At 72.2% G+C, this 23,150-nt stretch carries 23 protein-coding genes; 10 read left to right on the top strand and 13 right to left on the bottom strand.

The features are described 5' to 3' along the window. Positions 1-178 precede the first annotated feature (178 nt). Positions 179-2,329 (top strand): acyl-CoA dehydrogenase family protein, encoded by a 2,151-nt coding sequence (locus tag HP445_RS16150; protein ID WP_111039558.1) that lies wholly within the window; start codon positions 179-181, stop codon positions 2,327-2,329. Between the two features lie 68 nt (positions 2,330-2,397). Here HP445_RS16150 and csrA read toward each other — a convergent pair whose 3' ends face one another. The 13 genes from csrA to HP445_RS16085 all read right to left on the bottom strand — a co-directional run bounded on the left by csrA (position 2,398) and on the right by HP445_RS16085 (position 13,088). Further along, a complete protein-coding gene (gene csrA, locus HP445_RS16145; RefSeq protein ID WP_111030047.1) occupies positions 2,398-2,676 on the bottom strand; it encodes a carbon storage regulator CsrA in 279 nt (92 codons plus the stop codon). Between the two features lie 4 nt (positions 2,677-2,680). Continuing rightward, on the bottom strand, positions 2,681-3,634 hold the full coding sequence (locus tag HP445_RS16140; protein WP_128779872.1) for a hypothetical protein: 954 nt from the start codon (positions 3,632-3,634) through the stop codon (positions 2,681-2,683). Continuing rightward, a complete protein-coding gene (locus HP445_RS16135) occupies positions 3,609-5,663 on the bottom strand; it encodes a flagellar biosynthesis protein FlhA (protein ID WP_128779871.1) in 2,055 nt (684 codons plus the stop codon). The genes HP445_RS16140 and HP445_RS16135 overlap by 26 nt, the downstream gene beginning before the upstream one ends. Then, positions 5,660-6,853: an EscU/YscU/HrcU family type III secretion system export apparatus switch protein gene (locus tag HP445_RS16130; RefSeq protein WP_128779870.1), complete on the bottom strand. Its 1,194-nt coding sequence runs from the start codon at positions 6,851-6,853 to the stop codon at positions 5,660-5,662. Before HP445_RS16130 ends, HP445_RS16135 begins: the two co-directional genes overlap by 4 nt. Before the next feature lie 4 nt (positions 6,854-6,857). Next, positions 6,858-7,616, bottom strand: a complete 759-nt coding sequence (locus tag HP445_RS16125) for a flagellar biosynthetic protein FliR (RefSeq protein WP_110894673.1) — start codon at positions 7,614-7,616, stop codon at positions 6,858-6,860. Continuing rightward, positions 7,616-7,891: a flagellar biosynthesis protein FliQ gene (gene fliQ, locus HP445_RS16120; protein ID WP_111022850.1), complete on the bottom strand. Its 276-nt coding sequence runs from the start codon at positions 7,889-7,891 to the stop codon at positions 7,616-7,618. The genes HP445_RS16125 and fliQ overlap by 1 nt, the downstream gene beginning before the upstream one ends. A 9-nt stretch (positions 7,892-7,900) precedes the next feature. Beyond that, positions 7,901-8,737, bottom strand: coding sequence for a flagellar type III secretion system pore protein FliP (gene fliP / locus HP445_RS16115; protein ID WP_027465540.1), 837 nt, complete (start codon positions 8,735-8,737; stop codon positions 7,901-7,903). Beyond that, positions 8,734-9,294 (bottom strand): FliO/MopB family protein, encoded by a 561-nt coding sequence (locus HP445_RS16110; protein WP_175330828.1) that lies wholly within the window; start codon positions 9,292-9,294, stop codon positions 8,734-8,736. The genes fliP and HP445_RS16110 overlap by 4 nt, the downstream gene beginning before the upstream one ends. Before the next feature lie 7 nt (positions 9,295-9,301). After that, complete coding sequence (gene fliN, locus HP445_RS16105) at positions 9,302-10,006, bottom strand: flagellar motor switch protein FliN (RefSeq protein WP_128779868.1); 705 nt, start codon at positions 10,004-10,006, stop codon at positions 9,302-9,304. Beyond that, complete coding sequence (locus HP445_RS16100) at positions 10,006-10,884, bottom strand: flagellar motor switch protein FliM (protein ID WP_084740413.1); 879 nt, start codon at positions 10,882-10,884, stop codon at positions 10,006-10,008. Before HP445_RS16100 ends, fliN begins: the two co-directional genes overlap by 1 nt. Positions 10,885-11,027: 143 nt before the next feature. Continuing rightward, positions 11,028-11,957: an OmpA/MotB family protein gene (locus HP445_RS16095; protein ID WP_111046112.1), complete on the bottom strand. Its 930-nt coding sequence runs from the start codon at positions 11,955-11,957 to the stop codon at positions 11,028-11,030. Positions 11,958-11,959: 2 nt separating this feature from the next. Next, positions 11,960-12,784, bottom strand: coding sequence for a motility protein A (locus tag HP445_RS16090; RefSeq protein WP_111039553.1), 825 nt, complete (start codon positions 12,782-12,784; stop codon positions 11,960-11,962). Position 12,785: 1 nt separating this feature from the next. Next, positions 12,786-13,088 carry a flagellar FlbD family protein gene (locus tag HP445_RS16085; protein WP_110863815.1) on the bottom strand — a complete coding sequence of 101 codons (303 nt, stop codon included), beginning with the start codon at positions 13,086-13,088 and terminating at the stop codon, positions 12,786-12,788. A 128-nt stretch (positions 13,089-13,216) separates the two neighbouring features. On the opposite strand from HP445_RS16085, the gene HP445_RS16080 reads away from it, so the two are divergent. The 9 genes from HP445_RS16080 (at position 13,217) to HP445_RS16040 (ending at position 23,138) form a co-directional block, all read left to right on the top strand. Continuing rightward, on the top strand, positions 13,217-14,296 hold the full coding sequence (locus HP445_RS16080) for a hypothetical protein (RefSeq protein WP_128779867.1): 1,080 nt from the start codon (positions 13,217-13,219) through the stop codon (positions 14,294-14,296). 109 nt (positions 14,297-14,405) lie between these two features. Further along, entirely contained in the window at positions 14,406-15,245 is an 840-nt protein-coding gene (locus HP445_RS16075) for a DUF4397 domain-containing protein (RefSeq protein ID WP_128779866.1), read from the top strand. A gap of 14 nt (positions 15,246-15,259) precedes the next feature. After that, positions 15,260-15,892 (top strand): class F sortase, encoded by a 633-nt coding sequence (locus HP445_RS16070; protein ID WP_164941103.1) that lies wholly within the window; start codon positions 15,260-15,262, stop codon positions 15,890-15,892. 68 nt (positions 15,893-15,960) lie between these two features. Then, entirely contained in the window at positions 15,961-16,506 is a 546-nt protein-coding gene (locus tag HP445_RS16065; protein WP_128779864.1) for an RNA polymerase sigma factor, read from the top strand. Continuing rightward, positions 16,503-17,309, top strand: coding sequence for an anti-sigma factor (locus HP445_RS16060; protein WP_128779863.1), 807 nt, complete (start codon positions 16,503-16,505; stop codon positions 17,307-17,309). Before HP445_RS16065 ends, HP445_RS16060 begins: the two co-directional genes overlap by 4 nt. A 110-nt stretch (positions 17,310-17,419) precedes the next feature. After that, positions 17,420-18,988, top strand: coding sequence for a helix-turn-helix domain-containing protein (locus HP445_RS16055; protein WP_171907747.1), 1,569 nt, complete (start codon positions 17,420-17,422; stop codon positions 18,986-18,988). Positions 18,989-19,134: 146 nt separating this feature from the next. Beyond that, the gene (locus HP445_RS16050) at positions 19,135-20,268 is read left to right on the top strand and encodes a DUF475 domain-containing protein (RefSeq protein WP_111110398.1); all 1,134 of its coding nucleotides are present in this window, start codon (positions 19,135-19,137) and stop codon (positions 20,266-20,268) included. Between the two features lie 136 nt (positions 20,269-20,404). Further along, positions 20,405-22,006, top strand: coding sequence for a Na+/H+ antiporter (locus tag HP445_RS16045; protein ID WP_111046166.1), 1,602 nt, complete (start codon positions 20,405-20,407; stop codon positions 22,004-22,006). 265 nt (positions 22,007-22,271) lie between these two features. Next, the gene (locus HP445_RS16040) at positions 22,272-23,138 is read left to right on the top strand and encodes a pentapeptide repeat-containing protein (protein WP_128779862.1); all 867 of its coding nucleotides are present in this window, start codon (positions 22,272-22,274) and stop codon (positions 23,136-23,138) included. The last annotated feature ends 12 nt before the right edge of the window (positions 23,139-23,150 follow it).

Raw genomic sequence — 23,150 nt, 5'->3', positions numbered from 1 at the left:
CGGGGTGGGCACGCCCAATCGTCGAACCCCGCTCATGTCTTTGGAGGGTTCCCACGACCTCGTGACGGCACGGGCGACACGGGGTTGTGCGGCCCGCACGGCGTTCCCGCCACTGTCGGCACCGGTGTCTAGCGTGGACGGTGCAACACGGACACCGCAGTTCAGGAGGACTCCGCCCATGGTCGACACCGCACCCGCCCAGCGCACCACCCCCGCCAGCGGCAGCGACACCGCGCCGGACGTCGACGCGAAGAATGCCGCGCAGCACGCCGCGCCGAACGCCGATGCCGCCGGCGACCCGGCAGCGGGCACCCCGACGGCCGGGACGGACACCGACGTCCGCATCGACGTCGAGTTGGTGCAGGAGCTCCTGCTCGGACGCTGGGCCGAGGACCGCCGGATCTCCCGGCGGCTCGCGCTCGACCCCGCGATGCAGAAGATCGAGGGCCAGCCGATCCCCGAGCACCGGGCACGCGTGCTCGAGCAGCTCCGGACCCTGGTCGACGCCGGGGCGATCCAGCGCCCGTACCCCGCAGAGTTCGGCGGCCAGGACAACCACGGCGGCAACCTGGCGGCGTTCGAGGAGCTCGTCGTCGCCGATCCGTCGATGCAGATCAAGGCCGGGGTGCAGTGGGGACTGTTCGGGTCCGCCGTGCATCACCTGGGCACCGAGGCGAACCACCGCGAGTTCCTGCCGGGCATCGTCTCGTTCGAGGTCCCCGGCTGCTTCGCGATGACCGAGACCGGCCACGGCTCGGACGTCCAGAGCATCGCCACGACGGCCACGTACGACCCCGCGACCGAGGAGTTCGAGATCCACACGCCGTTCCGCGGTGCGTGGAAGGACTACATCGGCAACGCAGCCCTGCACGGCCACGCCGCCGTCGTGTTCGCGAAGCTCGTGACCGCCGGTGTCGACCACGGCGTGCACGCGTTCTACGTCCCGCTCCGCGACGCCGACGGGGCGTTCCTGCCCGGCGTCAGCGGTGAGGACGACGGCCCCAAGGGCGGCCTGAACGGCATCGACAACGGCCGGCTCGCGTTCGACCACGTCCGGGTCCCCCGCACCAACCTGCTGAACCGCTACGGCGACGTCGCCGCGGACGGCACCTACTCGTCACCGATCGCCTCGCCCGGCCGCCGGTTCTTCACGATGCTCGGCACCCTGGTGCAGGGCCGGGTGTCGCTCGACGGCGCCGCGGTCGTCGCCCAGAAGATCGCGCTGCAGATCGCCCTGACCTACGCCATGCAGCGCCGCCAGTTCCCCACCGGTGACGGCACCGAGGGCGTGCTGCTCGACTACGGCCGGCACCAGCGCCGGCTCATCCCGCGCCTGGCGACGGTGTTCGCGCAGTCGTTCGCGCACGAGAAGCTCCTGCGCACCTTCGACGATGTCTTCAGCGGTCGTGAAGACACCCCGGAGCGCCGGGAAGACCTGGAGACCCAGGCCGCGGCGTTCAAGTCGATGTCGACCTGGTCGGCGCTCGACACCCTGCAGGAGGCCCGCGAGGCCTGCGGCGGTGCCGGATTCCTCGCCGAGAACCGTCTGACCGGGCTCCGCGCCGACCTCGACGTCTACGTGACGTTCGAGGGCGACAACACCGTGCTGCTGCAGCTCGTCGGCAAGCGCCTGCTCACCGAGTTCCGCGCGAAGGCCCCGAAGGACCCGGCGTCCACCGCGAAGTTCGTGGCCGCCGTCGCGGCGTCGAAGCTGGCCGACGCGTCGGGCATCCGCCGCCTCGGCCAGACCGTGGCCGACCGCGGGTCCCTGGCCGCCAGCGTCGCCGACCTGCAGGACCCCCGCACGCAGCGCGAGCTGCTCGCCGGTCGGGTCGACACGATGGTCGCCGAGATCGGCATGCGCCTGGCGTCGGCCGGCAAGGACCGCGCCCGCGCCGCCCGACTGCTGAACCGCTCGCAGCACGAGCTCATCGAGGCGTCGAAGGCCCACGCCGAGCTCATGCAGTGGGACGCCTTCACCGAGGCGCTCGACGAGGTCACCGAGGGCGACACCCGACGCGTGCTCGTCTGGCTGCGCGACCTGTTCGCGCTCGGCCTGCTCGAGCAGCACCTGGACTGGTACCTGCTGCACGGCCGACTGTCGGCGCAGCGGGCCCGTGCGGTGTCCGCGTACATCGACCGGCTCGTCGCCCGTGTCCGACCGATCGTGCCGCAGCTGATCGAGACCTTCGGGTACGAGCCCGGTCACGTCCGGGCGCCGATCGCGCTCGGTGCCGAGCAGGCCCGACAGGACGAGGCACGCGCCTGGTTCGCCGCCGAGGCCGCCGCCGGCCGCCTGCCCGAACAGGAGAAGAAGCCCCGCCCGTGACGGACAGACAGCCGCAGCCGTGATCGACGAGCAGCCGCGCCCGTGACGGGCGTGGCTGCGTCGGACGGCTAGGAGTCGGTCGGCTCCGACGGAGTCGAGCCGTCCGCGGCAGCCCCGCCACGCGCCCCGAGCGCCGCGCGCAGCTGCGCCTCGGCGTCGTCACCGGCGGCGGCGGCCTCGGCGTTCGCCTCGGCGACCGCACGCACGACCTCTTCGCGCTGGATCTTCACGCCGCGCGGGGCGTCGATGCCGATCCGGACGCCGTCGCCCCGGGAGTCGAGCACCGTGATGACGATGTCGTCGCCGACGAGGATCCGCTCGCCGACCTTCCGCGTGAGTACCAGCACCGGTTCAGCCTAGCGACACGACGGGCAGCCCCAGCAGGTCCACCGACCCGGGCGTGGCGGTCTCCCCCGCACCGATCGCCACGACACCGACCACGGGCAGCCGCGAGGCCACCGCGGACACCATCGCGGCCGAGTCCGCGGGCTTCCGCCCGACGTCGACCACGACCCACACCTGGTCGGCCTCCAGCGCGTCGCCGGTCGCCCGGTCGTCCCACGCGGCGACGGCGAGCACGGCGTGCCCGTCGCGGACACCGTCGGCCCGCGCCAGGATCGCGGCACGGCGGTCGGCGGCGTCCGTCGGGCGGAGCGCGTGCCGCACCGCGAAGAGTCCGGCGGCGGCGTCGACGTCGTTCGGCCGCCCGACCAGGAGCACCAGGTCACCGTCCGCGGACCGTACGGCGGGCGCGGTGGACCGGGCCACCGGAGCAGGCGAGGGCGCGTCGAGGACGCGGAACGGGCCTCCCGACCGGGGCTCGACGACCGGCTGCGCCTGCGCGTCGGCCAGCGTCTGCGCGTCGACGGCGGCCTGGAGGCGCGGGTCGACCCCCGCGGGTACGTCCGGCTCGGCCGGCGCACGCGTCGGGCGCGGGGCGCTCGGCGTGATGCCGTCCGCCTGGAACCCGTCGAGCACCGACGCGAAGGCGTCGGCCCGCGTCGTCGCGGTGCCGTCGGTGCCGGCGATGCGTGCCTCGGCCGCCTCGGCGTCGGCGAGCAGCGCTGCGATGCCGACGCGCTGCACGGGCGAGTCGGCGATGACGACCCGGGCGGTGGGCTGGTCCCCCGGTTCCGGCACCTCGACGGTGGCCTCGACGTGCGCCTTGCGGAACAGTCCGCCGAAGCCCGGCGTGGTCACGCGTTCGGCCGCGACGATCCGCGCACCCGCGCCGAACTCGGTCCGGACCGCGTCGCGGACGGACTCGAGCGTGGCGCCGCTACGCTGCAATCGGGTCGGCGGCACGGACCACTCCCACGGTCTCGATGGTGGAGCCCGCGGCGGTGGCCTCCTGGTACGACAGCACCGGGAGCCCGTTCGACTGGGCGGCGACCATGCGGTGCACGGCCGGGCGGAGCTGCGGGGCGCAGACCAGGACGGCGGAGAGCCCCTGGTCCTCCACGGAGCGCACGGCGTCGCGGACGGAGCCGAGGACCTGCTCGATGCGGTGCGCGTCGAGCACGATCTGGCTGCCCTGCTCGGACGGCCGGAGCCCCTCGAGCATCGACTGCTCGAGCATCGGGTCGATCATGATGACGCGCAGGGTGCCGGCGTCGGTGTGCCGGGCGGCGAGGGCCGGGCCGAGGGCCGCACGGGCGGACTCGACGAGTCCCTCGGGGTCGGTCGACACCTTGGCGCGGAGCGTGAGGGCCTCGCAGATCCGGCCGAGGTCGTTGATCGGCACGCGCTCGGCGAGCAGGCCCTGCAGCACCCGCTGCAGTTCGGCCATCGAGAGCATGCCGGGGACGAGCTCCTCGACCGCGGCGGGGTTGACCTGCTTGACGCCCTCGGTCAGGACCTTGACGTCCTCGCGGGTGAGCAGGCGCGCGGCGTTGTCGCCGATGACCGCCTGCAGGTGGGTGACGAGCACGGAGACCCGGTCGATCACGGTCGCGCCGGTCATCTCGGCGGCGTGCCGGAGCTCGGCGGGCACCCACTTGCCGGTCAGGCCGAACACCGGCTCGACGGTCGAGGTGCCGGGCAGGCCGTCCAGGTGGTCGCCGAGTGCCAGGACGCTGCGGGCGGGCGCGGTGCCCCGACCCGCCTCGACGCCGGCGATCCGGATGGCGTACGTCGACGGCGGCAGGTCGATCGAGTCGCGGGTGCGCACCGGCGGGACGACGATGCCCATGTCGATCGCGATCTTGCGGCGGAGCGCACGCACCCGGCCGAGCAGGTCGTCCGAGGCGCCGGAGACCATGTCGACCAGGTCGGGGGCGAGCAGGATCTCGAGGGCGTGCACGCGCATCTGCTCGAGCAGGTCCTCCGGGGTGTCGCCGGTCGGCGTCGCGGCCGCGAGTGCCTGCTGCTGGGCGGCGTCGGCCTCGGCCCGGGCGGCGTTCCGGCCGATGCGCCAGCCCGTGAAGAGCAGGGTCGCGCCGACGAGCAGGAAGGGCAGGATCGGCATGCCGGGGATGAACCCCATGGCGATGGCAGCGACACCGGCGATCATCAGGGCGTTCCGCGACTGCGACAGCTGGGTCGCGGCCGAGGACCCCATCTCGGACTCCGCGCCGGACCGGGTGACGATCATGCCGGTCGACACCGCCATCAACAGCGCCGGGATCTGCGTCACCAGGCCGTCACCGATCGTCAGGATCCCGTACTTCGACAGCGCGTCCGTGACGGACAGCCCGTTCTGGAGCATGCCGATCGCGATGCCGCCGATCAGGTTGATGATGATGATCAGGATGCCGGCGATCGCGTCGCCCTTGACGAACTTCGACGCACCGTCCATCGCGCCGTAGAAGTCGGCCTCGGCGGACACCGCGGCCCGGCGCTCCTTGGCTTCCTGGTCGGTGATCAGCCCGGCGTTCAGGTCGGCGTCGATCGCCATCTGCTTGCCCGGCATCGCGTCGAGGGTGAAGCGTGCCCCGACCTCGGCGACGCGCTCGGCACCCTTCGTCACCACGACGAACTGGATGACGATGAGGATGAGGAAGATGACCGCGCCGATGATGATCGACCCGGAGACGGCGACATGGCCGAACGCCTGGATGACGTCACCGGCGAAGCCCTCGCCGAGCACCAGCCGGGTGGACGCCACGTTCAGGCCGAGCCGGAACAGCGTCGCGACGAGCAGCAGGGACGGGAACACCGAGAAGTCGAGCGGCTTCTTGACGAACAGCGTCGTGAGCAGGATCACCAGCGCCAGCAGGATGTTGATGATGATCAGGAAGTCGAGCAGGAACGACGGCACCGGCAGGATCAGCAGCAGGATGATGCCGACGATGAACACCGGGACGACGAGCTTCGGCAGGTCCTTGCGGTTCATGCGGGGAGTCCTTCGGTCTGGTTCTCTGCGGTGCGCGGTGTGCGGAGCCTGCGGGGGCGGAGGTCCCCGGTCAGGGTGGCGGGGTCGATGACGCTCGCGACCTCGTCCGGGGTGGTCGGCCTCGGCGGCGCGTGCGTGCCGGCCGCGGTGCCGCGGGCCTTGAGCGCCATCACGAAGGACAGGACGCGCGCCACCGGCGTGTACAGGTCGACGGGGATCTCGTGCCCGAGCTCGCACGCGGCGTGCAGGGCCCGGGTGAGCGGGACGTCGCGGACGATCGGCACGCGCTCTTCCTCGGCACGGGCGCGGATCACGTCGGCGACCGGGCCGGCCCCCTTCGCGACCACCCGGGGCGCGGACTTCCCCGGCTCGTACTTGATCGCGACGGCGTAGTGGGTCGGGTTCGTCATCACGACGTCCGCGGTGCCGATGGCCTGGATCATCCGGTTGCGGCTCATCGCGAGCTGGCGGGAGCGGCGCTGTGACTTCACCAGCGGGTCGCCGTCGCTCCGCTTGTTCTCGTCCTTGACCTCGCGCTTGGTCATCATCGTGCGCTTCCGGTTGCGTCGGATCACCACGAACACGTCCAGGGCTGCGAGGACGAGCCCGGCGACGATCGCGGCGCGCAGCAGGGTGCCCGACCCGGCGGCGGCGGCCTCGAGGACGGCCGACAGCGGCAGCGAGCCGCTCGTCATCAGGACCGGCATGAGCCCCTGCACCGCGAACCACAGGACGAGCCCGACGACGGCGGTCTTCAGCAGCGCCTTCGCGCCGTTCCAGAGCGCCTGGGTGCCGAAGACGCGCTTCAGTCCGGCGACGGGATCGAAGTGGTCGGCCTGCGGCGCCATCTTGCGGAAGTGCACCCCGCCCTGGGTGACGGCGGCGGCGAGCACCGCGACCGCGACGACCGCGAGCATCGGGCCGAGGGTCGCACCCATCGAACCGAGGGCGTCGGCGAGCAGGGCCTGCACGGCACCGAGCTCGGGGTCCTCGATGACCCGCTGCACGGCGAGGAGCTGGTCCTGCCCGGCGGCCGCGGCGTTGCCGATCGCGGCCGGGATCATGAGCGCCGCGACGGCGATCCCGATCCACGCACCGAGGTCCTGCGAGCGACCGATCTGGCCCTTCTCGTGGACCTCGCGCATCCGCTGCTGGGTTGCCTGTTCGGAACGTTCTCCGCTGTCGGACACGTCGTCACCCCCGTCCCGTGATCGCCTCGACGGCGTCGCCGGTCAGCGACGACACCACCGAGGGCAGCGCCATGAAGAGCGCGCCGGCGAACAGGACGGTCAGGCCGATCTTGATCGGGAAGCCCATCTGGAACGCGTTGAGCGCCGGTGCCACGCGGGTCAGCAGCCCGAGGCCGACGTCGGCCAGGAACAGCACGACGACGAGCGGTCCGGCGATCTGCAGGGTGGCGAGGAACATCTGCGACATCGCGGTCACGAGCATCGACGCGAGCCCGTCCACCGCGAAGGTGCCGGTGAGCGGCACGGCGTCGAACGAGCGCACCAGACCGCCGACGATGAGCTGGTATCCGCCCGAGGTGAAGAGCAGCGCGAGCGCGGTCATCTGGAACAGGCGGGTGAACTGGGCGCCGTTGACCTGGGACTGCGGGTCGAACGCCTGCGCGAGCGTGAACCCGCCGAACAGGTCGATGAGCGCACCCGCCGACTGGACGGCGGCGAACACCAGGAACACCAGGAACCCGAGGGACAGCCCGACGACGAGCTGGGTGAGCAGGGCGAGCAGGAACGGCCCCGTCTCGAGCGACTCGTAGCCGACGGCGACGCGCGGGGCGACGCCGATGGCCAGCCCCAGCCCGAGGATCACCTTGACCGTGCCCGGGAACGCCCGGTACGAGAACGGCGGCGCGATGACGAAGAACGCGACGAGCCGGACGCCGGCGAGCATGGTCGCCTCCAGACGGTCGGCGTCGATGCTGAGCTCCATCAACCGGCCCCGAGCAGCCTGGGGATCATGTCGAAGGCGACGTGCGTGAACGCGATCATCTCCGAGATCATCCAGTTGCCGCAGACCACCAGGGCGATCGCGACGGCGACGGCCTTCGGCACGAACGAGAGCGTGACCTCCTGGATCTGCGTCACCGACTGGAACAGCGAGATCGCGAAGCCGACGACGAGCGAGGTGATGAGCACCGGGGCGGCGAGCTTGCCGGACACCAGGAGCGCCTGGAGCACGAGGTCGATGACGGCCTGCTGGTTCATGCGTGCCCCCTAGACAACGTGGTAGCTCTCGATGAGCGACGTGATGATGAGGCCCCAGCCGTCGACCAGCACGAAGAGCAGGATCTTGAACGGCAGCGAGATCATGACCGGCGGGAGCATCATCATGCCCATCGACATCAGGGCTGCGGAGACGACGAGGTCGATCACCAGGAACGGGATGAAGATGACGAACCCGATGATGAACGCGCTGCGGAGCTCCGAGATGATGAACGCCGGGATCACCGTCGTCATCGGCACGTCCGCCATCGACTTCGGGTTGTCCAGCCCGGCGGCGCGGGTGATCAGGGCGACGTCCTCGTCACGGGTCTGGTGGAGCATGAAGGTCCGCAGGGGCTTCGTGCCGATCTCGACGGCCTGGTTGAAGTCGAGGTGCCCGGCCAGGTAGGGCTGCAGGGCGTCGTCGTTGATGTGCCCGAGCACCGGTGCCATCACGAACAGCGACAGGAACAGCGCCAGTCCGGCGATCACCTGGTTCGGCGGGATCGACTGCAGCCCGAGCGCGTTCCGGGTCATCGCGAGCACGACGAAGATCTTCGTGAACGACGTCATCATGAGCATCAGCGCGGGCGCGACGCTCAGCAGCGTGATGCCGATGAGCGTCACCACGGCCGACGACGGGGTGCCGTCCGGGCCGTTCACGCTGACGCTGAAGTCACCGGTCGCGGGGGCGGTCGGGGTCGCCGGGGCGGTGGGTTCGACGACACCGGCGGCGTGCGCACCGGTCGTCGTGAGCATCAGGAACCCGGCCACGACCGCCAGGCCGAGCAGGACGAGGGCGACGAGTCGACCCGACCGTGCCAGCCGGTGCGGCCCTGCCGCGGTCACCCGGCCCGCCGGTTCCGCAGCGCGGCGGCGGCCTGGCGCCAGGTGTCGACCGACAGGATCGAGCCCTGCAGCTGCTGGGCGCTCGGCACGGCGCGCTGCGGGCGACGGTTGCGCGGGCGCATCGGCAGCGGCGCGACGGCGCTGGTCGCGTCGGTCGTGCGGGTCACGTCGTCCGTGCCTGCCGGGAGGCCCGTGGTGGAGTCCGACTGCAGCGCGAGTTCCCGACCGAACGCGTCGGCCGACGGGGCGGGACGCACGGGCAGCGCCACCGGTCCGGTCACGATGGTGAGTTCCGGCGCGGGCGCCTGCCCGCTGGTGAGCAGGTTGACCCCGTGCTCGGACACGCCGAGCACGAGCCGCTCCCCCTCGACGTCGACCACGACGACGCTCGCCTTGCCGCCGATGCCCTGCCGACCGACGACCTCGACGGTCGCGGCACGGCGGCCCGACGGCTTGCCCGAGAAGCGCTTGCGGCTCGCGCGGTGCAGCACCCACATGAGGGCGAGCACGACGCCGAGCGAGAGCGCGACGCGGAGGGTGACGACGAGGGTGTCCACGTGCGGGTCAGACCGTCTCGGCGACGTCGAGGATGCGGGTGATCCGGACCGCGTAGTCCTGGTCGACGACGACGACCTCGCCGTGCGCGATGAGGCGGCCGTTCAGCAGGACGTCGGCGGGGGCACCGGCGCTGCGGTCGAGCTCGACGACGGCGCCGGGCTCCATGCCGAGCACGTCGCGGACCGACATCCGGGTGCGGCCGATCTCGACCGTCAGGGTCATCTCGACGTTGTTGATCCGGCCGAGGTTGCCGGCGGGCAGGTTCGCCACGACGGGCGCCGACACCGTGCCGTTCTCGCGGATCCGGATGCCGAACCACCCGGCGGGCAGGCCACCGGCGGTCAGTTCGAACACGACGGTGTCCGGGTCGGCCAGCAGCGACGCGGCCGACTCGCGGTTCGCCTCGCCGAGCACCCCGACGCCGAGGACCCCGGTCGCGGCCTCGAGCGACGGACGCAGGACGTCCGTGACGGCCACGATGCCGTGGTCGGTGCCTCCGGCGGCCGTGATCGACTCGAGGTCGGTGAGCACGAGCGCCAGGTCGGCCGACAGGCCGCCGACGAACGAGGCGACCACGGCGTCCGTCGCCGCGTCGAGCACGACCGGTGTCGCGCCTCCAGGCAGGAGCACCGCGGTCAAGGGGGCGGCCGTCGGGAGCTGCGCCGCGAGCGACTCGGCCGCTGCGGTGTGGAGGGTGGTCGTTTCGGTCATCAGTGCTGCTCCGTGCTCGTGGTGGTGACGACGATGCCGGCGAGGCGCGAGCCGTTCGCGCCGACCGCGGCGGTGCCGACGGGTTCGCCGTCGACCGCGATGGTGAGGGGCCGGTGCTGCGGGTGCGGCAGCGGCAGGACGTCGCCGACGGCGAGCCGCAGGACCTGCGTCGGCAGGACCGCGGCCGGGGCGAAGCGCAGGCTGACGCCCACGGGCACGCTCTCGAGCTGCGCGTCGAGCAGGGCTCGGGCGTCGGCGGGCGACACGTGCGCGGCGGCCTCGCCGAGCTGCGGCAGGACTGCCTCGGCCGGCAGGGCCAGCGTGCCGGGGGCGATGCGGTCGCCGACCCGGATCGAGAACGAGGCGACGATCATCAGGTCGCCCTTCTGCGCGGCCTGGGCGAACTGGCTGTTGAACTGGAACCCGCCGACCGTGACGTCCTGCGCGAGCAGCCCGCCGAACGAGTAGCGGAGGTCGTCGAGGGCGTCCTCGACGATCTTGCGGACCAGGGCCTGCTCGATGGGCGTGAAGGTGCGGTCCGGCGTCGGCAGCGGCTTCGAGGCGCCCAGCGCGTGCGACACCCACGTCAGTGCAGCGTCGAGCGGGACCTGCAGCACGCCCTTCGGGGTCAGGCCGGTGATCGGCAGCAGCACCATGCCGGTGAGCGCGGGCAGCGACGCGGCGTACTCGTCGTACGTCGTCATCTCCACCTGCTCGCAGGTGACCTGGCTGACCGCGCGGACCTTCGCCGTCAGCTGCGTGCCCCACTGGCGCGCGAACGTCTCGAAGGCGAGCTCGAGGACCCGGGCGTGCTCACGGGCCAGCGTCGACGGGCGCGCGAAGTCGTACACCTCGGGCGCTGGCAGGGTCTCGGTCACGGGTGCGTCTATCGGTCACCTGTGGGGCACCCGTCAGTGCTGTACCCCGTAGTGGGGCGGTGGCGTCAGCGCTGGTGCCCTCCGCGCGCTGCGTGTCCCAGCCCTGCTGCGCTCCGTGTCCCAGCGCTGCTGCGCTGCGTGTCTCAGCCCTGCTGTGCTCCGTCCTGCGCCTTGGCCAGCGCTGGCATGAGGGCGCTGACGTCCTGGTCGGCGTTCGACAGGACCACGATGTCGACCCGCCGGTTCAGTGCGAGGTCCTGCTCGGTGCCGCCCTTCGCCAGCGGCCGGCTCGACCCGAAGCCGACGCTCTGCACGTGGTCGCCGGGCATCCCGCCCCGCTCGACCAGGTCGCGCAGGACCCCGGTCGCCCGCGCGGCGCTGAGCTCCCAGTTGGTGGCGTACGGCGCGGTCGAGTTCCGCTGGTCGGCGTGCCCCTCGACGCTGACGTCGTGGGCGGAGGTCTTCAGCACCGGCGCGATGGCGTCCATGATCGACCGCGCCTGGTCGGACAGGTCCGCGCTGTTCGTGCCGAAGTACGTCTCGCTGCCGATCAACCGGACGATCAGGCCGCGGGCGTCCACGGTGAACTGGACGTTCTCGGTCTGGCCCGCCTTCGCCAGGTTGCGCTGGATCGCACGCTCCAGCTTCGTCAGGTCGTCGAGCTCGCGCTTCGCCTCGGCGAGGTCCTGCTTGCTCGCCGTCGTCGGCACCACCGTCGACGCGGGGTCGACGTTGGTGTCCTTCGTGCCCGACGAGGCGGTCGAGTGGTCCGCCTGGGACTTGTCCGTCGAGTAGCCGGAGCCGTCCTCGACCTGGTCCTTCGTCACGACGGTGCCGCTCGCGGTGTCGATCTTCTGCGAGTCGACCTCGCCGAAGCCGGTGGCGAGCGACTGCTTCAGCTGGATGTACTTCTCCTGGTCGACGGTGGACATCGCGAAGAGCACGAGGAACATGCACATCAGCACCGTGATCATGTCCATGTACGACGCCATCCAGCGCTCGTCGGGGTGCTCGGCCTCGTCGTGGGACTTCTTCGCGCGACCGCGGCCGCGGCCCCGGGGGTTGGCGCTCACGGTCAGGCCGCCAGCTGCTGGTCGTCGGCCGCGTCGGCCTTCTTGCCGGCCTTGCCGCCCTTGCCGCCCGTGTCGGCGCGTGCAGCGGGCGGGACCATGGCCTTCAGCCGCTCACCGAGCAGGCGGGGCTGGCTGCCGGCCTGCACCGCGAGCAGCCCCTCCATCAGGAGCGTCTGGCGGTCCGACTCGAGCTGGGCGAGCTTGCGGAGCTTGCCGCCGATCGGCAGCCACATGAAGTTCGCGGTGAGCAGGCCCCACAGGGTGGCGACGAACGCGCTGGCGATCAGCGGACCGAGCTCGTCGGGCTTGCCGAGGTTCGCGAGCACGTGGGTCAGCGAGACCACGGTGCCGATGATGCCGACGGTCGGGGCGAAGCCGCCGAGGCCCATGAAGAACGCGCTCGCGCTCCGGGTGGGTGCCGCGTTCGACTCGATCTCGTCCTCGAGCAGGATCCGCAGCTCGTCGCCGTCGGTGCCGTCCGCGATGTTCTGCAGCGCCTTCTTCATGAACGGGTCGTCGTGCTTGTCGGCCTCCTGCTCGAGGGCGAGCAGGCCGTTGGCGCGGGCGGTCTCGGCGAGCCCGACGACGTCGTCGATGACCGACGCCGGCGGGGTGACCTTGCCGGTGAACGCCTTCGGCACGGCCTTGAAGCTGGCGATCGCGTCCTTCAGCGTGGTGCTGGCGATGCCACAGCCGATGGTGGCGCCGAACACGAGCAGCATCGGGGCGGGCAGGAAGAGTCCACCGAGCTCGACGTGCTCCATCTGGACCATGCCGAACAGGGCGCCGAAGGCGAGCAGGATGCCGACGATCGTTGCGATGTCCACGTCAGCGACCTCCGTCCAGCGCGCGGCCGTGCTGCGTGGAGCGGAGTGCGGCGACCGGGGCGAGCGTCGGCTGCGGGCCGGTGTTCGTGCTCGAGCGGGGGGCCTGGTCGGTGCCGTAGGCCATGCCGACGATGCGTGCGCGGTACGCGGCGATCAGGTCGATGACGTCGGCCATCGACTCCCGCACGATGTACTTCGCGCCGTCGACCATGATGAGCGTCGTGTCCGGCGTCTCCTGGATGCGCTCCACGAGATCGGGGTTCACAGCGAATCCGCTGCCGTTCAGTCGTGTGACGACGATCATGGCCCGTCCTGGTTCTCGATCGTCCCGCCGCCGTCCGTGGGGCGGGATGCGGGCCCGTCCGTGGGCCTGCACGGAGGACTATCGGCGGGTGCGACGGGTGCGTTAGCGACCGTCACTAGCCTGGATCGGTGATCGATGCCTCGGACCTGCTCGCCCACCCGCGTGGCCGGCGCTTCTGCCTGGAGCTCGTCAGGGGTGTCCAGGACTCCGACGACCCGGCCGCCGTGCAGCTCGGCCACCTGCTCTTCTGGGCGGAGCACCACCTCGGCGTCGAACGCGGCGACGACCGAACGCTCTTCGGCATCGGTGGTCCGGTCGAACCCGATCCGGCTCCGAACCTCGCAGCGGTGGCGAGCGCACTCGCGGCGGTGCCCCTGCCGTCCGTGGGCGAGGACGAGGTCGTCGTCGCGCTCGAATCGACTGCGGACAGCGCGCTGTGGTGGCAGCAGCCCGATGCGCTGGACGCGCTCCTCGCTCGGACGGAACTGCAGGCCGCGCTCCGGCGGCTCGCTCGGTGGGCGGTCGACAGCCCGGTCGTGCGCCGGCTCTTCGACCCGCAGGGCGGAGCATGGACCGTCGAGTTCGACGAGGACGAGCAGCCCCGACGTCCGGGAGCGGCAGAGGCGCTCGCGGACTGGTCCCGTGAGCTGCGCCGCGAGGACGCCGAGGGGAACCCGGGGGTGGCCAGCGGTGTGTGGTGGACAACGCCGCCGTGGCCGCTCGCGCAGCACACGCGAGCGCCGTTCCCGTCCGCCGGGCCGTTGGCGCTCTGGGCGGTCGAGGACTCCTTCGGGCAGGAACGCGCCGTCGTCTCGGCGGTGCCGGCCGATGCCACGGCGCGCGTGTGCACCGTCGACGGTCCCGCCGACTGGGCCGCGCTGTGCCGGCGCTGGCCGCTCGACGTGACGGGGACGACCCGACGGAACGACTGGGCCGTGGCGACCGGACGGCAGGGCGACTGGGTGCAGCCGGACTGGTCCGCGGTGGCCACCGAGTACGACGTCGTGCACCTGACCGTCGCGGGCTGGTTCCGCACTTCCGGGCTCACCGTGCCGGTCGACGGCAGCCGCGCGAGCGTCGTCGCCGGGTGGACGCCGGACTCCGCGTACCGGCTCACCGACCGGGGAGCCGGGGACGAGGCCGTCACGGGCGATCCGGAGACCTGGTCGCGTCCGGGCAACGCTGGGGTCTGGCGCCGTCTCAGCTGATCCCCAGGAAATCGCTGCATCCGATCGGGGTGCTCCGGCGGTAGTGGGGGTACGACGTCGAGGACGACGTCGTCCGCACCGGCCCGGACAGGCCCGAAGGAGACACGTCATGCGCAAGACACTCGCCACCGGCCTCAGCGCCGGTGTCCTGTTCGCCGCCGCTGCGGCCGTACTGCCCGCGACCGCTGCGACCGCCGCCACCGGCGAGGCGACGCTCTCGGTCCTCCACGCCGTCCCCGACGTCACCGTCGACGTCTACCTCGACGGCGAACGTGCCATCGACGACTTCACCCCGGGCACCCTCGCCGGCCCGATGATGGTGCCGGCCGGTGCACACCAGCTCGCGATCACCGCCTCGGACGCCACCGACGCGTCGAAGCCGATCATCGGCCCGGCGGACGTCTCGTTCGACGCCGGCGGCAACTACACCGCCGTCGCCCACGACGCCGCAGACGGGTCACCCACCGCCACGGTGTTCACCAACGACACCTCGGCCGTCGCGGCCGGCCAGGGACGCCTGGTCGTCCGGCACGTCGCCGCCGCACCGGCCGTCGACGTCCTCGCCGGTGGGAAGGCCGTCGTGTCGAACCTGTCGAACCCCGACGAGCAGGCCCTCGAGCTGCCGGCCGGCACCGTGTCGGCGACCGTCGCCGCCACCGGGACCACCGACCCCGTGATCGGCCCGGCGGACGTCGCGGTCACCGCGGGCTCGTCGACCATCGTCTACGCCTGGGGCAGCCTGGACGACGACAACCTCGCCCTCGCCACGCAGACGATCGCGGACCTCGGTGGCACGCCGAACGGCGTCCCCGCCGGGAACGCCGGTCTCGTGGCCTCGAACGACCAGGACCCCCTGCCCCTGGTCGGCGCAGCGGCGGCCGCACTGGCCGCCGCTGCCGCGATCGGGGCAGTGGTGCTCCGCCGCCGGCACGCAGCCACCCGCCGCTGAACGTGCCACGCCCCGTGCGGTCCGCCACGGTGACGCTCGTCGTCGCCGTGGCGGCCGCCTCCCTGACCGGGTGCTCGTCGGCCGGGACCACCCCCGGCGGGCAGCCGTCCGTCCTGCCGACCACCACCCCCACACCGGTCCCGTCGGCGTTCTCGACCGAGGTCCCGCAGCAGGCCGCCACGATCCCCCCGGTCCGGGCCGCCCCCGCCCCCACCACCATCACGGTCGACCACGCCGGCATCAGCGCGGCGGTCCGCCCCGAGGGGGTCGACGAGGACGGCGCGATGGCGCTGCCGCCCGACCCGGCGACCGCGGGCTGGTACCGGTTCGGTGCCGCACCGTCGTCCACCGAGGGCACCGTCGTGATCGCGGCCCACGTCGACGCGGTCGGCTACGGCATCGGCCCGTTCTCCCGCCTCGGCGACGCCCCGACCGGCACCCGGGTCGCCCTGACCGACGCGGACGGTGCCGAGACCGCGTGGCGGATCGACTCCGTCAGCATGCTCGAGAAGCAGGGACTCCCCTGGGGCGAGGTGTTCCGCGACGACGGACCACGACGGCTCGTCCTGGTGACCTGCGGCGGGACGTTCGACGCAGCCACCGGACACTACGAGAGCAACCTCGTCGTCACCGCGGTCCCGGCCTGACCGTGGCGACGATCCGCCCCCTACGATCGGATCGTGGTCGACGACGACCGCGCCAGCGACAGGAAGACGTGACGACCATCCTCCCGGACGACAGCGAGCTCTCGGACGCGTTCCGCGCCGGGGGCGAGCACGCCCTGCGAGCCGTCTACGAACGGTGGTCGTCGCTCGTGTACTCGCTGGCCCTGCGCGCCCTGGCCGACCCGGCCGCCGCCGAGGACGTCACGCAGCAGGTCTTCGTGAAGGCCTGGCAGCGCAGCACGAGCTACGATCCCGGCCGCGCCCCGCTCGGCGCATGGCTGGTCGGCATCACCCGGAACTGCATCGCCGACGCGCAGAACGAGCGCAGACGGCACGCCAGCGCCGCCGACCCGGACGTGGTCGAGGAGACCACACCAGCGCCGGAACCGGCATTCGACCTGGCCGAACGCGCACTGGTCGCCGGCGAGCTCGAGCGGCTCGACGAGGTCCCACGACGCGTGATGCGACTGGCGTTCTACGACGACCTCAGCCATCGTGAGATCGCCGAACGGCTCGAACTGCCACTGGGCACCGTCAAGAGCCACATCCACCGAAGTCTGACTCGGCTCCGAACACGTCTGGAGGTGATCGAATGAAGCACGTCGACGACGAGACGCTGGCGATGCTCGCGGTCTCCGACCAGGTCGCCGCGGACGACGTCGCCGAGCACCTGGCGTCCTGTGACCGGTGCCGCGACGAGGTGGCCGCGCTGCAGCGGGTCGCCGCGGTGACCCGTGCGTCCGAGGACGTCACGCTGGCCGCGCCCCCGGAGCACGTGTGGGACCGGATCGCGGCCGAGATCGCCCGGACGCCGCAACAGTCGGCGGCGACGACCGAACCCGGACGAGCGGCCGAACGCACACCCGAAGGGGCGCCCGTCGGCACCCGGTCCGACGCGCAGCACCACGCCGTGGCCCGCCGGCCCCGATCCCGTCCCCGTCGTCGCCGAGCCCTCGCCGTCGCGGTCGCCGGCGTCGGTGTCATCGCCGTCGTCCTCGGCATCGGTGTGGCGTCGGGGATCGTCCCCGGACTCCCCCGCGGCGACACCGAGACCGTCCTGGCGAACACCGAGCTCGCCGCACTGCCCGGTTGGTCGGGGACGACCGGCCGCGCCGAACTCGAACGTGACCAGGACGGCAGGGTGACCCTGCTCGTCGACCTGCACGGAGAGCGCGGTCGCTCCGGCACCGGTCCGCTGCGCGAGGTCTGGATGATGCGGTCGGACCTCGGCGGCCTGGTGAGCGTCGGCTACCTCGACGGCGACCAGGGCCGCTTCACGGTGCCCGACGGCGTCGACACCGCGGAGTTCCCGGTCGTGGACGTCTCGGCCGAGGCCGACGACGGTGATCCGGCGCACTCCGGTGACTCCATCGTCCGAGGCACCCTGACCGATCCCTGAGCGGTTTCGTCCCCCGAAATTCCCAACTGTGACGTATTCGAGACCTCAAGACGCGCAACGGGTGTCGATCTTCCACTGCTTTATCTCATGAGCGTGTTAGCGTGGCGCGCATGACCGACACCACCACCGTCGTCTCGCCGGCATCTCCGGCGACCGCAGCACCCCTCCGTGAGGTCGGCGCCCTGATCCGGGGCGCCCGCAAGGGCCGCAGCATGACGCAGGCCCAGCTCGCCGAACGCGTCGGCACCAGCCAGAGCGCCATCAACCGCATCGAGCAGGGCGGGCAGAACCTGTCCCTCGAGATGCTCACCCGCATCAGCGACGCCCTCGACCAGCAGATCGTCTCGATCGGCGGCGCCCCGCAGCGTGCACACCTGCGCGTCCAGGGCGGCCGGAAGCTCAGCGGCTCCATCGCGGTGAACTCGAGCAAGAACGCCGCCGTGGCACTGCTCTGCGCCTCGCTGCTCAACCGCGGCGTGACCCGTCTGCACAAGGTCGCCCGGATCGTCGAGGTCGACCGCATCATCGACGTGCTCCGCAGCCTCGGCGCGAGCGTCACGTGGTCGGAGGACGGCGAGACCCTCGAGATCGTCGCCCCCGACGACCTGCACCTCGACGCGATCGACGCAGACGCCGCCCGCCGCACCCGCAGCGTGCTCATGTTCCTCGGCCCGCTCAGCGGCCGGTACGAGTCCTTCCGCCTGCCCTACGCCGGCGGCTGCGACCTCGGCACCCGCACGGTCGAACCGCACCTCATCGCGCTCCGTCCGTTCGGCGTGGACGTCGAGGCGACCTCCGGTTGGTACGAGGTCGACGTGGCGAACCAGGCCGTCCCCACCAAGTCGGTCGTGCTCACCGAGCGCGGCGACACCGTGACCGAGAACGCGATCCTGGCCGCCGCGGCCCGCGACGGCGAGACCGTCATCCGGAACGCCAGCCCCAACTACATGGTGCAGGACCTCTGCTTCTTCCTCGAGCTGCTCGGGGTGCAGATCGAGGGCATCGGCACCACCACGCTCCGCATCACCGGCAAGAGCAAGATCGACGAGGTCGTGGACTACTGGCCGAGCGAGGACCCGGTCGAGGCGATGAGCCTGCTGACCGCGGGCATCGTCACCGCGTCGACCCTCACCGTGACCCGGGCGCCGATCGAGTTCCTCGAGATCGAGCTGGCGACCCTGGCCGAGATGGGCCTGCGCTTCGACGTCACCGAGGAGTACGCCGCCGCCAACGGCCGCACCCGCCTCGTCGACATCACGGTGTACCCGTCCGAACTGCATGCGCCGATCGACAAGATCCACGCGATGCCGTTCCCCGGCCTGAACATCGACAACCTGCCGTTCTTCGTCGTCATCGCGGCCATGGCCGAGGGCACCACGCTCGTGCACGACTGGGTCTACGAGGGCCGGGCGATCCACCTGCTCGACCTCACCCGCCTGGGCGCGAGCGTCACCCTGCGTGACCCGCACCGCCTCGACGTCACCGGCCCGACGCACTTCTCCGGCGCTGAGATCAGCTGCCCGCCGGCGCTGCGGCCCGCCGTGGTGATCCTGCTGGCGATGCTCGCGGCGAAGGGCGAGAGCGTCCTGCGCAACGTCGGCATCATCGCCCGTGGCTACGAGCAGCTGCAGGAGCGCCTCAACTCGCTCGGCGCGTCCATCGAGACGTTCCACGACTGACGCGACGACCCACCCGCGCGACCTGACGGCCCGTCCCCGCAAGTGGGGACGGGCCGTCACCCGTTCTGCGGGGTCCCCACGGGCCTCCAGGCCGATGCCCAGGAGCGCTCCATGCGCCGCCCAGCCCGACCGTGCTGGATGGGCAGATGGCCACGAGATCACTCCTGACCGTCCCCCTGCTCATCACCGTCGCGGCCGCCGCGGCGGCCTGGCTGGTGCTCGGCCCCGCCGCAGCGCTCGCCTTCGTCGCCCTCGCGTTCCTCGAGATCGCGATGGCAGCGGACTCGTCCGTGCCGATGGCCGGCATCGCCGGCCGGCTGCACTCCCCCGCCCGGCGGCTGTTCCTGTCGCTCGGGATCGTCGCGGGCGTGCTCGCGATGCGCCTGCTCCTGCCGCCGGCGGCTGTCGCGGTCGGTGACGCGACCGACCCGGCCAGCTCGGTGGAGGAAGCCGTCTTCGCGCCCGGCTCGTTCTCCGCGCACCTGGCCGAGGTGCGTCCGGCCCTCGCCGCCTTCGGCGCCGCGTTCATCTGGCAGGTCTTCGCCGAGTACCTGTTCAACACCGACCGCGCGTCCCGCAGGTCGTGGCTGGGCAGCCTGGAGGCGCGGCTCGCCTCCGTCGCGCGACCGCGCGTCTGGTCACTGGTCACCGCTGCGACGGGGGTCGTCGTGACCTCCGTGCTCGTCGGGTCGCGTTCCGGCTGGGCCGCCGGTGCGCTGCTGCCGGTCGCGCTCGGTGGCGTGGCCGGCATCGCCGCGTACCTCGTGTCGAAGCGGACCGCGGCGTGGGCGCTGCGCAGCGGCCCCGGCGGCGGCGGGTCGGACACGGCGTCGATCGGGGTCGGCCGCGGGGCCTGGCGCATCCACCTGTACGCGTCGACGGTCGTGTTCGAGCGGGGGCTCGTCGTGTTCATGCTCTTCGAGATCCTCGACGGCGTGTACAGCCTGTCGGGGTCCGGGCCGCTCGGGTCGGACGGGCTCGGGGCGCTGGAGCAGGCCGCGGTCGCCATCGGGGCGATCGGGGTGGGCGCGGTGTTCCTGGCCCGCCTGACCTCGCGGGTCGACCAGGCTGCTGGGCTGAAGCGGCTTCGGTACCTGAAGGCCGGGGCGGCGTACGTCCTCGGGGTGCTGTCGGTGCTGCTGTGGGCGAGTCTGCTCGTGCCGATCCCGGGCGTCGTCGTGGGGTGGTTCGGGACCGTCGTGATCGGGTCGGCGCTGGTGAGTTCCCTGCCGTGGCGCGCGTGGTGGCGGCGGGTGGTGCGGCGGCCGCGGGCGGTGTGAGCGGGCGCTCGTGACGCGTCGTGCGCTGTGGTGCGGCGCGTCGTCCGGGTGTGGTGCGGCGCGTCGTCCGGCTGTTCTGGAAGGATCCACCGTGGATCGGCGTTGACTGGCGGGTCGGACGACGATCGGAGTGCACGTGCTGGGACCGGAACTGGTGGTCGTGCTCGGCCTCGCCATCGCACTGACGGCGGCCGTGGCTGACCGGATCCGGATCGCACCACCCGTGCTGCTCCTGGTCTTCGGCGCGCTGCTCGGGCTCGTGCCGGAGTTCGCGGACGTCGAGCTCCCCGCCGAGGCCGTGCTGCTGCTGTTCCTGCCGGCGCTGCTCTACTGGGAGAGCCTGACGACGTCGCTCCGCGAGATCCGGAAGAACCTGCGCGGCATCGTCCTGATGGGCACCCTGCTCGTCGTGGTGACCGCCGGTGCCGTCGCCGTCCTGCTGCACCTGCTCGGGATGCCGTGGGGACCGGCCTGGGTGCTCGGCGCCGCGGTCGCCCCGACCGACGCGACCGCGGTCGGCGTGCTCACGAAGATGCTGCCGCGGCGGAACGTCACGGTGCTCCGCGCCGAGAGCCTGGTGAACGACGGCACCACCCTCGTCGTCTACGGCATCGCGGTGGCCGTCACCGTCGGCACGCAGGAGCTCACGTTCTGGGGCGTGTCCGGCATGCTCGTCCTGTCCTACATCGGCGGGGTCGCCGCCGGGCTCGCGGCCGCGTGGATCGGGACGATGGTGCTGCGGCGCGTCGACACTGTCGTGCTCGAGAACCTCGTCACCCTGCTCGTGCCCTTCGCAGCCTTCCTGGCCGCCGAGGCCATCGGCGCTTCCGGCGTGCTCGCCGTCGTGGCGGCCGGCATCGTCGTCAGCCAGGTCGGTCCCAAGCTCGACCGAGCCGAGACCCGCCAGCAGGTGCGCGCGTTCTGGTCGTTCCTGACCTTCCTGCTCAACGGCGCGCTGTTCGTCCTGGTCGGCATCGAGGCGATGGTCGCCGCACGTGCACTCGACCCCGCCGACCTGCTGCGCGGGACCGGGATCGTCTTCGCGGTCGCGGTGCTGCTCGTCATCGTGCGGTTCGCGTTCCTCAACGCCGCGGGCGGGACCATCTGGCTCGTCACCCGACGCACCGGCGGGGAACCCCGCGAGGGCCACCGCGACCGGCTCGTCAGCGGCTTCGCCGGGTTCCGGGGCGCCGTGTCGCTCGCCATGGCCGTCGCCGTGCCGCGCACCCTCGAGTCCGGCGGCGACTTCCCCGAGCGGGACCTCATCGTCTTCGTCACCGCCGGCGTGGTCATCGTCACGATCGTCGGGCAGGCCCTCGTGCTGCCGGCCGTCCTGCGTCGCGCCGCGCTGCCCGAGGACGAGTCCGTCAGCGAGGAACGTCGCTACGCCGAACGCACCGCCATCGAGGAGGCGCTCGATGCACTCCCCCGTCTCGCACGGGCGACCGGAGCCGATCGTGCCACCGTCGATCGCCTGCGGAAGGAGTACGAGGCGCACCTCGACGTGATCGAGGCCCGCGAAGGGGACGACGACGACCACCCCGCGCTGCAGCGGCACGACAACGCGGTCGCCCTCGAGCTCGCACTCGTCCAGCACAAGGCGAACACCCTGTTGCGCCTGCGGGACGCCGACGAGATCGACGACCTGGTGCTGCGTCAGGTGCGCGCCGGGTACGACGCGGAAGAGGCGCGGCTGGACGGCATCGAATCGGTGGCGTCACCGCCCACATCGTCGTAGGGCGACTCCGGGCACACCTGGTCGAAACGGGCGTACCCGGTCGGTCGTTCCGACCAGGTACGCCCGTTCCGCGTTCCCATCGCACCGGGAACGCTAGCCTGGCCGCAGTGATCCTCCGTCTCTCTCGGTGACCCACCGGTCACCCAGCACCACCGGTTCGCCCCGCCGACGCGCGGGGGTGGTCTCGTGCGCCCGGACGGGGAACTCCACCAGGAGTTCCCCCGCACCCGGCACACCATCCAGACCACCAGAGGAAGACCACTCCATGACGACCACCGACCGGTCCGCCCTGCGCGCGGACTGCGGCAACTGCTTCGCGCTCTGCTGCACCGCCTTCGGGTTCCAGCGCTCCGCCGACTTCCCGATCGACAAACCCGCCGGCACCCCTTGCGGCAACCTCGCTGATGACTTCTCCTGCTCCATCCACGAGGCGCTGCGGCCGCGAGGGTTCCGGGGCTGCACCGTCTTCGACTGCTCCGGTGCTGGCCAGTACGTGTCCCAGACCCTCTACGACGGGGTCAGTTGGCATGACCACCCTGACTCCCGCGCGGAGATGTTCCGGGTGTTCCCGATCGTCCGCAGGTTGCACGAGATGCTCTGGCACCTCGCCGAGGCACAGGACCGTGCGGTGACCCCGGACTCGGCAGACGACGCTGCCCTCCTCGCGGAGGAGATCCGGCGAAGCCTCGACGCCGGTCGGCCGATGCTCCTCGCGCTGGACGTGGAGCCCCTGCACGCTCGAGTGCGAGATGTCCTCGTCGAGGTGAGCGCCGAGGTCCGAGGCCGGTACAACGCCGGTGCGGGCGACGCTCCGGACGGGCTGTTGCGACCGGGGGCGGACCTCGCCGGGCGCGACCTCCGCGCACGGTCGCTGCGCGGGGCCGACCTGCGGGGAGCCACGCTGATCGCGGCAGACCTGCGCGGTGTCGACCTGTCCGGTGTCGACCTGCTCGGCGCGGACCTCCGGGATGTACGGGTCGACGGAGCCGACCTGTCCACGGCGGTGTTCCTCACACAGGCGCAGGTGAACGCGTCGCGCGGAGACGGCACCACGGCGCTGCCCCGTGGTCTCGATCGACCGACACACTGGCCGTCGACGGCCGCCGCGGTTTCGCCATCGGCGCCGCGCTGAGACCGCGGATCG

The sequence above is a fragment of the Curtobacterium flaccumfaciens genome, assembly GCF_013359815.1.
GTDB classification, from domain to species: Bacteria; Actinomycetota; Actinomycetes; order Actinomycetales; family Microbacteriaceae; genus Curtobacterium; species Curtobacterium flaccumfaciens.
The sequence above is the reverse complement of the archived record's forward strand: the minus strand, read 5'-3'. Positions and strand labels throughout refer to the sequence as shown.

Coding starts and splice junctions, on each gene's coding strand:
- HP445_RS16150 (WP_111039558.1), top strand. CDS start 179: ATGGTCGACACCGCACCCGCCCAGCGCACCACCCCCGCCAGCGGCAGC.
- HP445_RS16135 (WP_128779871.1), bottom strand. CDS start 5,663: ATGAACCGCAAGGACCTGCCGAAGCTCGTCGTCCCGGTGTTCATCGTC.
- HP445_RS16125 (WP_110894673.1), bottom strand. CDS start 7,616: ATGGAGCTCAGCATCGACGCCGACCGTCTGGAGGCGACCATGCTCGCC.
- fliQ (WP_111022850.1), bottom strand. CDS start 7,891: ATGAACCAGCAGGCCGTCATCGACCTCGTGCTCCAGGCGCTCCTGGTG.
- fliN (WP_128779868.1), bottom strand. CDS start 10,006: ATGACCGAAACGACCACCCTCCACACCGCAGCGGCCGAGTCGCTCGCG.
- HP445_RS16085 (WP_110863815.1), bottom strand. CDS start 13,088: ATGATCGTCGTCACACGACTGAACGGCAGCGGATTCGCTGTGAACCCC.
- HP445_RS16075 (WP_128779866.1), top strand. CDS start 14,406: ATGCGCAAGACACTCGCCACCGGCCTCAGCGCCGGTGTCCTGTTCGCC.
- HP445_RS16060 (WP_128779863.1), top strand. CDS start 16,503: ATGAAGCACGTCGACGACGAGACGCTGGCGATGCTCGCGGTCTCCGAC.
- HP445_RS16055 (WP_171907747.1), top strand. CDS start 17,420: ATGACCGACACCACCACCGTCGTCTCGCCGGCATCTCCGGCGACCGCA.
- HP445_RS16050 (WP_111110398.1), top strand. CDS start 19,135: ATGGCCACGAGATCACTCCTGACCGTCCCCCTGCTCATCACCGTCGCG.
- HP445_RS16040 (WP_128779862.1), top strand. CDS start 22,272: ATGACGACCACCGACCGGTCCGCCCTGCGCGCGGACTGCGGCAACTGC.